Below are 14,294 nucleotides of genomic sequence, written 5' to 3'. Positions count from 1 at the left end.
CTAGTCTTTTAACGTTTCATATTCTCTTTTCAAAATTCCCATACATAGTGTATCTGTATATTTCCCATTTATAAAATGATTTTCTCTAATTCTTCCCTCTTCTTTAAAACCACACTTTTTATAGCATCTTATGGCTCTCTCGTTATAATCTCTGACCTCTAATTCTAGCTTGTGAAGGTTTAATCTATTAAAAGCAAAATCTTGTAAGAGTTTTATAGCTTCTGTTCCATATCCTTTACCTAATTTTTCTTGATTACCGATTACTATTCCTAAAGTTCCAATTCTATTAATCCAATCAACTTTTACTAAATCTATTTGACCAATATATTCTTCTGTATCCTTATGGGCAATAACAAATCCTTTAATATTGCTTGTGCCTTCCAATATGGCATTTAAAAAATTTTCTGTTTCATTTAATGTATGTGGATATAAAAATATATTACTGAGATTCTTAATAATATTTGGATCATTAACCCACTTTCTCATATAGGGCAAATCATCTTCTCTATATTCTCTTAATATTATTCTGTCTCCTATTAATATCCCCAAATAACCCCCTCCTTATTATCTTCCTGAAAATAGTCTAACCATTAAATATATCACTATTATTGTGGTTATTATACCACCTAATCTAAGCAAAGTAAAAGCCAAATTTGATGGCTTTTCAGCATCCTTCCAGAACCCTATCTTCTTCCAAAACAAATAAGGATTTATCATGTTGATAACCGATATGATTAGTCCACCAACTAATATAATTAAGAAGATTAAAAAACTTGTCATATAAACACACTCCCTTATATAATTAATATATTTTTATGTTATTATAGATATAGGTGATTTATATGTGCTATGTATATATGATGCTCTGCAATGATAATACTTTATACACTGGTTGGACTGTAGACTTAGAAAAGAGACTAGAAACACATAATCTAGGTAAGGCTTCAAAATATACGAGGGCTAGATTACCCGTTAAATTAGTATATTTTGAAACCTTTGATAACAAAATAGATGCTCAAAAACGAGAATATGCCATAAAAAAGTTAACAAGAAAAGAAAAATTAGAGTTAATTAAAAATTATTCTAAATGAGAAGTGTCCCCAAAAAATGGAACATGTATTCCTTCATCCCTTACTTCTATTTTACTTAAACTTGTACCTTGAATAAATGGTGTATCCCATAGATTTTCCATAGCTTTATTATCATAATAATTTAATATGTTTTTTAAAGTAATACCATGGGTTACAACTAAAACATTTTTATACTTTCCTTCTTTTATTATTTTATCTATAACTGCTACACTTCTCTTCTGAACGTCTTCAAAATATTCTCCACCTTTTAATGGAACATATAAATGAGGTGCATTCCAATAGTTAAAATATTCAACAGGATTTTCTTTTTCGATTTCTTCTAATATTCTCCCTTCCCATGGTCCCATATTTATCTCTCTTAAATTATCATCTATGATTGTTTCTATATTTCTATTGCCCTTTATTATTTTAGCAGTATCTAAGGCTCTTTGACTAGAGCTTGAATATATAATATCTAATGGAATCTTGGATAATCTTTCTCCTAATAATTTTGCATCTTTTCTACCTTTTTCAGTTAAAGGAGAATTCTGCCATCCTTGTAACCTTCCTTGAGTATTCCATTCAGTTTGTCCATGTCTTGTTAAATAGATGTTCATCAAATATTCCTCCAAATCATTATTTATCCTTATCGTTCCTTAGTGTTTTTATACTTTTCTTTTGTAAGAACCATTATTTTTTATTATTCTAATTCCTATTATATTACTTCCCATCCATAAGTTAAACTAAACTTTTTTATAATCTCTTCGATATCTTTAATTCTACTACTTTCAGCTCCCCAATCAGAACCGGCAATACCACTTCCTCCACCACCAGAAACAATGTCTATTCTACATACTTCCTCACTTTCCATATTCAGAATAATACATGATAAAAGATTTGAATTGTTTCGAAAATAATATTTCTCACTAAAAAGTACTACCGTTTCAGATGATACATCTACTCTATAACTATCCATATCACTATTTATACGATCTATGATTCTATCCACATTTCTCCCCACATTTTTTCCCTTAACCCATATTCTACTGCTATCCATGGTCTTCCCCCTTTTAGTTGATTTTATCTTTAATAACTACTATTATTTCTTATACCTGATTATATCAAATAATATTCTTATTTAGTTCCTTCCTTTACAATTCACATTAAAGTAATATATAATTATTATAATACAACTATTTTAATACCTTTGGGGTGATATTATGGGTTATTTTTTTGATAAGATTGAAGTTAATCCTATTATTGCAGCTGTTAATGACTTAGATAAGTTGGATATGGCTTTAGAGTCTCCTTGTGAAAATATATTCTTATTAACGGGTAATATATTTAATTTAAAAGAGATCTCTAGTAGAGTTAGGGCTAAAGATAAAGGCCTATATGTACATATTGATTTAATAGATGGTTTTTCCAAAGATACTTGGGGATTAGAATATATTATAAAAAATATGTATCCTGATGGAATAATAACTACTAAGAGTAATTTAGTCAAACTTAGTAAGGACCTTGGGGCTTTTACTATACAAAGATTCTTTCTTTTAGATTCTCTTTCTTTAGATAGGGGGATAAATTCTTTAAAATCTACTCGCCCTCATGCTGTTGAAATATTACCTGGTATTATGCCTAAAATTGTTAAAAAGATTCATTTAGAAACCAACATACCTGTAATAACTGGTGGACTCATCATGGATAAAGAAGATGTTATGCAAAGCTTAAATGCTGGAGCAGTTGCCATATCTACTAGTAATGAAGATGTATGGTATATGTAATATCCCTAGACCAATGGTCTAGGGATATTTATATATTAGGCTCTTTCAACTGATTTTTGACTTGATTTAACTATGAACCAAGCTAAAGCGGCAACTGCTACTATTACTCCTACTGGATAGGCAATAGATGTAGATAATCGGAATCCTTCTGGAGCTTGTAGTATATAAGTACAGCTTACTGCTGTCATAAATGTAGCTGGTAAAGTTGCTAACCAGTGTACTTTTTTATTCTTAGCTAAATAAGCTCCCGCTGTCCATAGAACTATCATTGCTAAAGTTTGATTTGCCCATGCAAAGTATCTCCAAATAATATTGAAATCAATTCTGGTTAAACCAAATCCAATAAGGAATAAAGGTAAAGCTAAAGCCAATCTTTTCTTAATAGGTTCTTGATCATAATCAATAGCATCTGCTATAGTAAGTCTTGCACTTCTAAAAGCTGTATCTCCTGACGTTATAGGACAAGCAATAACTCCTAACATTGCTAATAGTCCGCCAATAGGTCCTAACAAAGTATTGGAAATAGTATTTACAACTGCTCCTGGTCCACCATTTCCTAAAGCTTCTGAAAGTCCTGGAATTCCATTATAAAATACCATACCAGCAGCTGCCCAAATCATAGCAATAATACCTTCTGCTATCATAGATCCATAGAATATTCTTCTACCATACTTTTCATTAGTCATACATCTTGCCATCATTGGTGATTGAGTTGCATGGAATCCACTAATTGCACCACAAGCTATAGTTGTAAACAAGAAAGCCCATAAAGGTAATCCTGCTGGATGTAAACTTTTCATTGTAAACGCTGGTAATTGATACCCTTTAATAAGTATAACACTACCAATTCCTAAGGCCATTGTAAGTAAAGCTATTCCAAATAGTGGATATATTTTTCCAATAACCTTGTCCACTGGTAAAATAGTTGCTAAAAAATAATATGCCAATACAATTGCTAGCCAAACGTTTGCATTTCCAAGTCCAAACAATTTAATGCTAGCCATTAAGTCTGCTGGTCCAGTCATAAATACTGTTCCTACTAAAATAAGTAATATAACTGAAAATACTCTCATTACTTTTCTAGCACCTTCACCTAAGTAAATTCCAGTAATTTCTGATATGCTTTTTCCATCATGTCTTAAGGATAACATACCTGAAAAATAATCATGGACTCCTCCAGCAAAAACACTACCTAGTGCAATCCATAGAAAAGCTGCAGGTCCAAACAAAGCTCCTTGAATAGCTCCATATATTGGTCCCAATCCAGCAATATTTAATAATTGAATTAAGAAAATTCTTGGCCAACTCATCGGCACAAAGTCTATACCATCTTCTAATCTTGTAGCTGGTGTTTCCATTGATTCATCTACGCCAAATAATTTATCTACGATTTTTCCATAGACAAAATACCCTACTACTAATATGACAATACCTAAAATAAATAATAGCATTTTAAAACCCCCCTTAAAGTTTTTCATCAATATAATTATATTATGTGAAAAATTTTAAAGAAGGTTTTTTTACTTAACTGTATTAATTTCAGTATAAAGTGCAAAAATTAAGGATGAACTGCGTTAGTCTATATTCATTATATTTCTGAATTCTCTAGATTGCCCTCGGCTAACAGGAATTTTTTCTGAAGATCCTTTTAATTTTATAACAAAAGTTGAATTAAACCAGGGCTCTATAACTTCAATTAAATCTAGATTGATTAAATAGCTTTTATGACTTCTAAAAAATGAAGGTGAGTCAACTTTCTTTTCTAATTCATTTAAGGTACAATTTGTTTCAAACTTTCCTCTTTCACTATATATAACAGTAATCTTATCTTCTAATGTAGCATATATTATTTCTGTAGAATCCAAGGGAATTAAACGGCCATTATGGTAAACAGATATTCTATTTATAGGTTTTGTTGGCTTCATACTTAATCCTTCAATAAGTTTTTCTAACTTCAAATTATAATCAGTTTTCTTATTTTTCAATCTATTTTTTGCCTTAATAACACTCTTTTCTAATCTTTCCTTTGATATAGGTTTCAATATATAATCAATTGCATTAACTTCAAAGGCTTTTATTGCATATTCTTCAAAAGCAGTAACAAATATGATTAAAGGTGATTCTTCCCCTTCTATCATATTTTTAGCTACTTCTATTCCACTCATCTTAGGCATTTGTATGTCTAAAAAAACTATATCTGGCTTTGTCTTTCTATTTAACTCTAATGCTTCTAAACCATGACTTGCTTCTCCAATTACATTAATATCTTTTATTTCTTCCAATAGAAATTTAAGTTCCTCCCTAGCAGGGACCTCATCATCTACAACTACACATTTAATCATGCAACGTTCCTCCTCTGACCCCTCTTTGTTTTCTTAGGAATCCTAATCGTAACTGTAGTTCCTTTGTCCTTTTCACTTTCAATATCCAATCCGTATTTTTCCCCATATTTATTCTTTAAACGATTGTTAACATTAATTAATCCAATACTATCTGATTCTATTTTACCTAACAATAAGGATTCTATTAATTCTTTGCTCATTCCTACACCGTCATCTTTTACCATTATCTTTGTTTCATTATCACTATCAATAGCTAATATTTCTACAGTGCCACCTTCAATTTTTTCCAATACACCATGTTTTATTGCATTTTCTACTATAGGTTGTAATAAAAGTGGAGGCAACAAGCAGTCTACATCCTCTGGTATATCATAAATTATCCTAAGATTATCACCAAATCTTGCTTTCTCTATTTCTACATAAGAATTTATATGCTCTATTTCTTTATGGATATTAACCTCTTCAGTATTTTGTTGTAAGTTTTTTCTAAAATAATTGCCTAGGTGAATTAATAACCTTCTTGCATTATCTGGCTGAGTCCTTATTAAAGAAACAATGGTATTAATGGCATTAAATAAAAAATGAGGATTAATTTGTGCTTGTAATGCCTTTAATTCTGCTTTAGCCAATAACTCAGATTGATAGTCTAATTTGCTAAGTTCAATTTGAGTAGAAAATAATAAGGCTAATCCTAAAGCCAACTCCACATCAACTTTAGTAATAGAATTTTCACCATCCTTATAAAGCTTCAAGCATCCAATAATCTTATTTTTTTCCTTTAAAGGTACTATTATAGCAGATTCTAATTTACAATTATTATTTTCACAGTTAATTTCTTCTTTAGTATTAGCTATCTTATATTTACCTTTTTTCAATACATCTTTAGTCAAAGCAGTAATAACTGGATTGCCTACTAAATGATGCTCCTCTCCAAGACCTACATGAGCTAAAATTTTTTCCGTATCAGTAAAAGCGACAGCTTTAACATCTGTCATACTCTTAATAATTTTAGCAGTTTCATAAGCCGTTTTTTCATTAAAGCCTTTTCTAAAATATTTTAAAGTTCTATTGGCTATTCTTAAAGCTACCTGAGCTTGGTAAGCTGCAGCTGTTTCAATATCTTTAAATATGCTGTCTGTAATAGCAATAAATACGGTAATTCCTATAGCATTAGCTATTATCATGGGTATTCCTATAACTTTTACTAAATCCAGAGCTTTATAAAAAGGCTTTGCTGTTAACAAGATAATTGCCATCTGCATAAATTCAGCCATCATACCTGATAATAATACAAATAATAATTTCTGGTCGCTTCTTTCTATTCTTTTACTTAAAAATCCCGCCATTACTCCTTCAACAATAGTAGATAAAGCGCAAGAAAAAGATGTAAACCCTCCTAAGTCTATTAAATATCTATGAAGACCAGCTATTACTCCTGCTAATACACCAACAATAGGTCCACCTAAAAGCCCTCCTGTAAATACTCCGACTACTCTTGAATTAGCAATAGCCCCATCTATAGGTATTCCAGTATAAGTTCCAATAATTCCATAAAGACCAAATATTAAAGAAAGAATTAATTTATCCCTTAAGCTAATATTCCTTTTTGAAACTAGTCTTCTAAACATTTTTATTTTAGACATAGCAAATGCCAATACTATTATTAGTCCTACTCTATTAGTTAAATTTTCAAATAGTACTAAAAGCAGTTTATTTCACCTCACAAATCATAATATTGGACCCATTACCATTATTATAATATAAAAATTAGTTTGTGAGAACATTTGTTAATAATTAGCTTAACTAACCTCTTCTTTAGCACAAATTTCAATAATCAGTCCAGTAAGCAATGAAATGAAACCTGCTACCATTCCCATAATAAATAAAGCACCCTTGACAATATCTTTAGAACTACCTAAAAATTTAATAGCTAAACACAAATTAAAAAATCCTATTATTAAAAATAGTATCCCAGGAATATATTTTACGAATCTATTTTTTATAAATATTTTATTGATAATATAGGTAATCAAAATTGAGACAACTGATACTCCCCCTAGAACTAAATTAAATCTAGTTCCTATTATAAATTCCCTCACAGTACCATCCTTCCTGTTGTATTTCAATCCTATCCAACATAGAAAAAAAGGCGATATAAATCGCCTAGTAGTTCACATCGTTTACTTCGTTTTTCAAAAATTCTTCTTCCCACAACTTTGCATATCTTCCTATTGCCCATTCTGCCATAACAATTTTTTCTTTAGGTTTTAGCTTGATTTTTTGTAGAGGTTCTTCTCCAATAACACCTTCATACATGGGATAAATATAAATTTGACTATTAGTTACTATAAGAATTATATCATCATTCGGTGATAAAAATGCATCTGTTGCCTCTGGTACTTTAAGTTTTATTGCATTCCAAGATATATTAAGCTCATCATAATTCACTACTTCTCTAGGAGGAATAGCTTTTATATTAAAATCTTTATAACGCTCCTCTCCTGTTTCTCTATAATTTATTCTACCTTTCATAATCCAATGACCATTTCTTCTAGTTAATCCAAAATTCTCTTCTTCATTAAATATATTATAGCTATCTATATTTTTAAGATCAGTTGTTATAACACTTTGTGCGCCTTCTTCAAAAACTATATTTCCACTTTCTCCAATTAGATCTGAAATTTTTATAGGATTTCCTTTCTCAATATTATCTATAGGATAAACTTCAAGAGTTTTTTTAGACTTTTCTTTTAAATCCGTGGTTTCAAGTGATACATAATCATTTCCTATAAACAATATACTGTTTAAAGTAGAAGGTAATAAGGTTGAATAAAAACTTTTCATTTCAGCATTATCATTATTAAATAATATATTCATATCATCATCATTAAATGACGCTTTTTCATTAACCTTAACTTTTGAAATAGCTTTTATCTTATCATTTATTCTTCCATTATTATTTTCTCTATCTACGCTAACTAGCCAGAAACCTTTTTTTCTAGGAACAAATAAGTTTTCCATCTCATATACACTTTCTATAGTTTTATTATAACTCCTAATCCAAAGGGTTTTATAATTCCATTCTTCTATTTGATTTTCTTCATCATAATCAGTACTCTTTATTCCTAAAAGGATTCCCGATCTTAATGTATCATCTTCTACAACATTCGACATTCTAAGCATATTTTTTTCAACATTTATATATCTATTTATTTCTTCCTCACTGACCTTATTTACAATTTTCTTTAAAAAGAAAAAAGCGTCATCTGTGTAGACTATTACTTTATCATCTTTTTCTTTAATAAATTCATAGAAAAACTGATTATCATTAAGAACTGTTACTATTTGGACTTCTTTCTCATTGATACCTAAATATTCTGAATCTACCTTATATTTATATAATAAATAATCTAAAGATTTTACATTTTTTATTTTAAATGAAGGTTCTATACAATAGTCTTCTCCTAAAACTACAGCTTTTTTATGAAAAAGAACTTCTTTTCCGATAAAATTCTCTACAACTTCTTTATCCACTTTCTTATAGGTACCTTCAATATATTTCTCTATTACCCATTTTCCTTCAAGAGGTGGAACATTATTTTCTGGTGCAGTAATTCTGTCTTTAGTCTCTACTTTATTCAAACCACAGGAAGCTGTTAATCCCATAATCAATATTATTATGAATAAAATACTTATTCTCTTCATCCTATGTCCTCCTTTAAAGGTAGACAAATTGTAACTATAGTTCCTTGATTAACTTCACTTTCAATTTCCATAGTTCCCTCGTGAAGTTTTACGATTTCATCACATATGGATAATCCTATTCCACTATGAGATTTACTATTTTTCCCTTTATAAAATTTTTCTTTTACATTAGGCAAATCTTCTTTAGAAATACCACAGCCATTATCTTCTACTTTTATTATTATAGATTCATTTTCCTTATAGACTTTAAGCTCTACACGACCTCCATCAGGTGTAAATTTGAAAGCATTATCTAATAAGTTAATTAGCACCTGTTTTATTCTGTTTTCATCTGCAATAATATTTGATAAATTTTCGTCATAATTAACTATAAATTCTATATTATTACTTTTAGTTCTAGGCTTTAATTGCTTTCTAATTAATTCAAGAGTATTTTTAATATCAAATTCCTCTTTCTCTAACTTTATACGTCCGGAAACAAACCTAGAGAAATCTAGTAATTCTTCAACCATTTGAGTTAATCTATCACTTTCTTTTTCTATTATATCTAATCCATCCATTACTAACTGATTGTCCTTTAAATCTTCACTTTTCAATGTTATTGCCCAGCCTTTTATAGAAGTCAACGGAGTTCTTAGTTCATGGGAAATTGATGATATAAAATCATTCTTTATCTGTTCTTTTTTTATTAACTCTTCTGCCATATAATTTAATGTATCAGAAAGTTTTCCAATTTCATCATCTACCTTTTTATTGCTTCTTACCTTTAACTGACCATCTGCCATCTTTTCTGCTACTTTAGTAACTTCTCGTAAAGGTCTTACAATAGAGTTAGCCAAAAACAAACTTACCATACCTGATATAGATACTACTATTAGTCCCATAATAAGAAGTAAATTTGAAATACTATTAATAACCTTGTTAGTTTCTCCTAAAGAAGATATAAGTCTTATAATTCCTATGGTTTCTCCGTGGGTTTTTAAAGGTAATGCAACACTCATTACAGGAACACTATCATACTCAACATTTCCTATCCATACTCCTTTTTTGCCTTCTTTAGCCTTTAGTACGTCAGGTGTTTCTATAGGGTCTTCATAAGATACACCTAAAGAATCCATTAATAATTTCCCATCTAAGTTAATAATTTGAACTTCTGCAGTGGTTTGCTGCCAAAAAACATCTATATCATCAATTATAATATCTTCTAAAGATGAAGAGGAAAAATATCTGGAATAGAAATCTGTAGAAAATTGAATTTGATTAGCCAAAATATCTTCTACATTTTTATAGTAATATTGCTTAATTCCATTTAATAATACTACTTCTAATATTAAAACCGTTATAATGATAACTAGCATAAAATTTCCTACTAATCTAATTTTTATACTTTTTTTCATATATCCTCCTCAGTATCTATTCCATATCTTTCCATCTATATCCAATTCCCCAAACTGTTTCAATATAATAAGGGTTACCAGGGTCATTTTCTATTTTAGCTCTAAGTCTTCTAATATTAACATCAACAATCTTTGAATCTCCCACAAATTCAAATCCCCAAACTAAATTCAGTATTTCATCTCGTTTAAAGGCCTTTCCAGGATTTTCTAAAAATAATTTAGCAATGGAATATTCTGTTGGTGTCAGTTCTATTTCTTTATCATTTTTGTAGAACTTTCTAGAATAAATATCTATTCTAAAAGGACCATCTAATAGCATTTCATTTACGAATCCTTCCTTATTAACTTCCATCCTTCTTATTAAAGATTTTACTCTTAAAACTAGTTCCATAGGATTAAAAGGTTTAACCATATAATCATCTGTTCCGTATTCCAATCCCATAATCTTATCAATATCTTGACTTTTAGCTGTTAACATAATTATACCTAAAGTAGGAAACTCTTCTCTTAAAATCTTACATACTTGAAATCCATCTATTCCAGGGAGCATTATATCTAAAACTACAATATCTATGGGCTCTTTCCTTACTATTTCTATGCCATCTTCTCCATTAGCAGCTTCTTTTACTTCAAAATTATTTCTTTCCAAGTTTATTTTTACAAATTTTCTTATATGATCCTCATCTTCTATAATTAATATAGAATTTTTCAAATAACTCACTCCCCTTGTGTTTGAAACATACTAATTTAGTACTCCAAATTCGTACCCTTGTTTTTGTAGATATTCGATTATCTCTGGTAAAGCTTCCACAGTTGTTTTTTTAGCACTTGTATCGTGCATTAAAATTATTAACTCTTTTTTTCCATTTGATGTAGCTTTCAACCTACTTACTAGTTTGTTCTTAGGTATATTTTTTCCTTCAGCATCTCCATTCAATGAGTTCCAGTCATAATACTTATATCCATTTTCTGATATAACCTTCTTAAATGGATTTTTATATTTTTCAAAAGATCCACCAGGAAATCTAATTATATTTGTTTCAAAGTCATTTCCTAGTATATTTTGTAATACTCTTTCTGTAGCCTTTATTTCATTTAAAAAATTTGTAGTATTTGTATAGATATGTTTATATCTATGACTATAGGTATGATTTCCAATTCCATGATTTTCTTCATGTATTCTTTTAACAATATCTGGATTCTTTTCAGCTGAATTTCCTACAACAAAAAAAGTAGCTTTTATATTATATTGTGACAATATATCAAGAATTTCAGGTGTTACATTTTCTGAAGGTCCATCATCAAAAGTTAAATAAGCAATTTTAGTATCTTTGTTTTTTTCTGCTTCTTTGTTATTTTCATCAGCAATCTCATTCTTTAAATTAGATTTTTCTTCTTGTACCATTCTAATTTCTTCATTTAAAGCAATTTTAACTGGATTTTTATCTGTCATAATATCAAGAGTTTCCTCAATTTTTTTTGCTTCTACAACATTATTAGCAATATTATTTAATTTTTTAGTAGTGCCTCCTATAATAAATAAGGCTATTATTAATGCTAAAATCGCAATTCCCCTAATTCTCCTTATTTTCCTTGAATTTCTTGCTCGCTTTGATTGTGTTTTCAAGTCTATCACCTCTAGTCCATGTATTATATATTTAATTAAAGGATATTATATATTAAGATTTAATGTGTTACAAATATATGAATAAATAGTTACAATCTAATTACAGTATATAATATATATTACCCAAAAATAAAGATTAAAACTAAAATAGGCTGGATTTCTCAGCCTATTTATTACCAAGGATAAGTATAGGGGTCATTCCAAAAATTTCTTGAATGATGTCTTCGTAATAATTCGGAAATTAAAATTATGGTAATTAAATCTCTAACTAATCTTCCCCTCCCAAAAAAAGGTCTTTGTGCAGATTTAACTCTATTCCCTCTACCTCTCCTTTCTAAAGGATCTTCATGAATTTCTGGACATTCTTTAACCATCTTCATATATACTTCGTCTATCATGCTTTCTATCTCTTCATCTGTAATACTATCTACTGCTGGATTAGAACTTAAATGTCTATTAACAGTATCAATAACCTTAGGATATACTCTGTAGTATAGCTCAGGATAGTCATAACTCATAATAAAACCTCCCCATTTATATTCCAATAATATCTTATGAATGAGGAGGTTGTATTGACACTGTTTTTATGAAATTAAATTTTTAAATTGAGAATTATACAGCTTTGCATATAACCCACTTCTCTCAAGCAAGTCTTCATGACTACCTTTTTCCACAACACCTTCGCTAGTGAGAACCAATATTTCATCTGCATTTTTTATCGTAGATAATCTATGAGCAATTACCAAAGTAGTTCTTCCCTTAGCTAATTCTTCTAAAGAATTTTGTATTAATATTTCGGTTTCATTATCTAAAGCCGAAGTAGCTTCATCTAAAATCAAAATAGGAGGGTTTTTTAAAAATAATCTCGCTATGGATATTCTTTGTTTTTGTCCTCCTGATAATTTAACTCCCTTTTCTCCAATATAGGTATTATATCCATCAGGTAATGTCATAATAAAATCATGAATACTAGCTTTTTTGGCTGCTTCAATCACTTCTTCATCAGAAGCATCTATATCTCCATATAATATATTCTCTTTGATAGTTCCAGTAAATAAAAATACATCTTGCTGAACTAAGCCTATATTTCTCCTTAATGACTTAATCTTTATATCTCTAATATCTGTATTATCTAATAAAATTTGACCATCCGTTATATCATAGAATCTAGGAATTAAATGGCATAAAGTAGTTTTGCCTGCTCCTGAAGGCCCAACTAAAGCTACTGTCTTACCTTCTTCTATTGAAAGATTTAAATTAGAAAGAACAACGTCTTCACCATTGTTATAGCTAAATGTCACATCTTCAAAATCAATTTTTCCAACTACCTTTTCTAGTTCAACAGCATCTTCTCTATCTATTATATCTGCTTCAATATTCATTACTTCCATAAACCTTTCAAATCCCGTCATACCGTCTTGTAATTGTTGAGTAAAATCTGTTAGTCTTCTAATGGGCTGCATAAAAAAGTTTACATATAAAGTATATGCAAATAAGTCACCTATGTTAATAACCTCTCTATATACTAAATATCCTCCCAAACTGATTACTAACAAATTTAAAAAGTTTGAAATAACGCCTATTCCTGATACAAATTCTGCCATTACTTTATAAGATTGTTTCCTAGCAGCACTGTAAGCTTCATTACCTTCGTTAAATTTCTCAATTTCATAATCTTCATTAGTGAAAGATTTAGCTACTCTAACTCCTGAAATACTATTTTCTAACTGAGAATTAACATTGGCAATTTTCTTTCTTACTTGCCTAAAAGAATTCTCCATTTTTTTCCTTTTAGCTATAGCAAACCATATCATCACTGGTATAAAAGCAAATAAAATTAAAGTTAATCTCCATTCAATAGTAATTAAAACTACAAATGATCCTATAAGCATTACCAAGGAAATAAATAAATCTTCTGGTCCATGATGTGCTAATTCTGTAATATCTCTTAAATCATTTACTATTCTTGACATTATATGGCCAGTTTTTGTATTATCATAGTAACTAAAGGGTAAAGTCTGCAAGTGAGCAAATAAATCTTTTCTCATATCATGCTCAATTTTAACTCCTAATAAATGTCCCCAATAAGCAACAATATAATTACTTATATATCTAAGTAAAAATAAAAAACTCATAACTAAAGTCCATTTTATTAGCAAATCCATTTTTCCCATAGGGATTATTTCATTTATCATTTTCCTTGTAAAAACAGGAAAGACTAGATCGAAAACTGATATTAAAAATGCAAAAAACATGTCTATAAAAAACAAGTTTTTATGAGGCTTATAATAAGATGCAAATTTTTTAAACAACTCTATCCCCTCCTACAGTTATATTAAATAAATCTAAATAAATAGTAAAATAGAAAA

Annotated in this window: 16 protein-coding genes; 2 read left to right on the top strand and 14 right to left on the bottom strand. The window is 29.2% G+C overall.

Going from position 1 to position 14,294, the window contains the following annotated elements; translation table 11 throughout:
- Window positions 1-549 carry a GNAT family N-acetyltransferase gene (locus tag KQI42_RS05325; RefSeq protein WP_216517494.1) on the bottom strand — a complete coding sequence of 183 codons (549 nt, stop codon included), beginning with the start codon at window positions 547-549 and terminating at the stop codon, window positions 1-3.
- A 15-nt stretch (window positions 550-564) separates the two neighbouring features.
- A complete protein-coding gene (locus KQI42_RS05320) occupies window positions 565-780 on the bottom strand; it encodes a DUF6199 family natural product biosynthesis protein (RefSeq protein ID WP_216517492.1) in 216 nt (71 codons plus the stop codon).
- A gap of 62 nt (window positions 781-842) precedes the next feature.
- Here KQI42_RS05320 and KQI42_RS05315 point away from each other — a divergent pair, with 62 nt between their 5' ends.
- A complete protein-coding gene (locus KQI42_RS05315) occupies window positions 843-1,091 on the top strand; it encodes a GIY-YIG nuclease family protein (RefSeq protein ID WP_216517490.1) in 249 nt (82 codons plus the stop codon).
- On the opposite strand, the gene KQI42_RS05310 is transcribed toward KQI42_RS05315, so the two are convergent.
- On the bottom strand, window positions 1,079-1,687 hold the full coding sequence (locus KQI42_RS05310) for a histidine phosphatase family protein (protein WP_216517488.1): 609 nt from the start codon (window positions 1,685-1,687) through the stop codon (window positions 1,079-1,081). The two genes, KQI42_RS05315 and KQI42_RS05310, sit on opposite strands and share 13 nt — an antisense overlap.
- A gap of 98 nt (window positions 1,688-1,785) precedes the next feature.
- Window positions 1,786-2,127, bottom strand: coding sequence for a DUF6054 family protein (locus KQI42_RS05305; RefSeq protein ID WP_216517486.1), 342 nt, complete (start codon window positions 2,125-2,127; stop codon window positions 1,786-1,788).
- 163 nt (window positions 2,128-2,290) lie between these two features.
- Between KQI42_RS05305 and KQI42_RS05300 the strand changes: the two genes are divergently transcribed.
- Window positions 2,291-2,854 carry a glycerol-3-phosphate responsive antiterminator gene (locus KQI42_RS05300; RefSeq protein WP_216517484.1) on the top strand — a complete coding sequence of 188 codons (564 nt, stop codon included), beginning with the start codon at window positions 2,291-2,293 and terminating at the stop codon, window positions 2,852-2,854.
- A gap of 35 nt (window positions 2,855-2,889) precedes the next feature.
- On the opposite strand, the gene KQI42_RS05295 is transcribed toward KQI42_RS05300, so the two are convergent.
- From KQI42_RS05295 to KQI42_RS05250, 10 genes are all read right to left on the bottom strand, one after another.
- Window positions 2,890-4,305, bottom strand: coding sequence for a carbon starvation CstA family protein (locus KQI42_RS05295; RefSeq protein ID WP_216517482.1), 1,416 nt, complete (start codon window positions 4,303-4,305; stop codon window positions 2,890-2,892).
- A 123-nt stretch (window positions 4,306-4,428) separates the two neighbouring features.
- Complete coding sequence (locus KQI42_RS05290) at window positions 4,429-5,196, bottom strand: LytR/AlgR family response regulator transcription factor (RefSeq protein WP_216517480.1); 768 nt, start codon at window positions 5,194-5,196, stop codon at window positions 4,429-4,431.
- Window positions 5,193-6,839 carry a sensor histidine kinase gene (locus KQI42_RS05285; protein ID WP_216517478.1) on the bottom strand — a complete coding sequence of 549 codons (1,647 nt, stop codon included), beginning with the start codon at window positions 6,837-6,839 and terminating at the stop codon, window positions 5,193-5,195. The genes KQI42_RS05290 and KQI42_RS05285 overlap by 4 nt, the downstream gene beginning before the upstream one ends.
- Window positions 6,840-6,995: 156 nt before the next feature.
- Window positions 6,996-7,295 (bottom strand): hypothetical protein, encoded by a 300-nt coding sequence (locus KQI42_RS05280; RefSeq protein WP_216517476.1) that lies wholly within the window; start codon window positions 7,293-7,295, stop codon window positions 6,996-6,998.
- 64 nt (window positions 7,296-7,359) lie between these two features.
- A complete protein-coding gene (locus KQI42_RS05275; RefSeq protein ID WP_216517474.1) occupies window positions 7,360-8,901 on the bottom strand; it encodes a hypothetical protein in 1,542 nt (513 codons plus the stop codon).
- Window positions 8,898-10,298: a sensor histidine kinase gene (locus KQI42_RS05270; protein ID WP_216517472.1), complete on the bottom strand. Its 1,401-nt coding sequence runs from the start codon at window positions 10,296-10,298 to the stop codon at window positions 8,898-8,900. The genes KQI42_RS05275 and KQI42_RS05270 overlap by 4 nt, the downstream gene beginning before the upstream one ends.
- A 16-nt stretch (window positions 10,299-10,314) precedes the next feature.
- Entirely contained in the window at window positions 10,315-11,010 is a 696-nt protein-coding gene (locus KQI42_RS05265; RefSeq protein ID WP_216517470.1) for a response regulator transcription factor, read from the bottom strand.
- A gap of 30 nt (window positions 11,011-11,040) precedes the next feature.
- Entirely contained in the window at window positions 11,041-11,925 is an 885-nt protein-coding gene (locus KQI42_RS05260; RefSeq protein WP_216517468.1) for a polysaccharide deacetylase family protein, read from the bottom strand.
- Between the two features lie 173 nt (window positions 11,926-12,098).
- Window positions 12,099-12,443, bottom strand: a complete 345-nt coding sequence (locus KQI42_RS05255; RefSeq protein WP_216517466.1) for a hypothetical protein — start codon at window positions 12,441-12,443, stop codon at window positions 12,099-12,101.
- 66 nt (window positions 12,444-12,509) lie between these two features.
- Window positions 12,510-14,237: an ABC transporter ATP-binding protein gene (locus KQI42_RS05250; protein WP_246566091.1), complete on the bottom strand. Its 1,728-nt coding sequence runs from the start codon at window positions 14,235-14,237 to the stop codon at window positions 12,510-12,512.
- Window positions 14,238-14,294 lie beyond the last annotated feature (57 nt).

This window comes from Tissierella simiarum (assembly GCF_018917865.1).
Lineage (GTDB): Bacteria > Bacillota > Clostridia > Tissierellales > Tissierellaceae > Tissierella_C > Tissierella_C simiarum.
The sequence above is the reverse complement of the archived record's forward strand: the minus strand, read 5'-3'. Positions and strand labels throughout refer to the sequence as shown.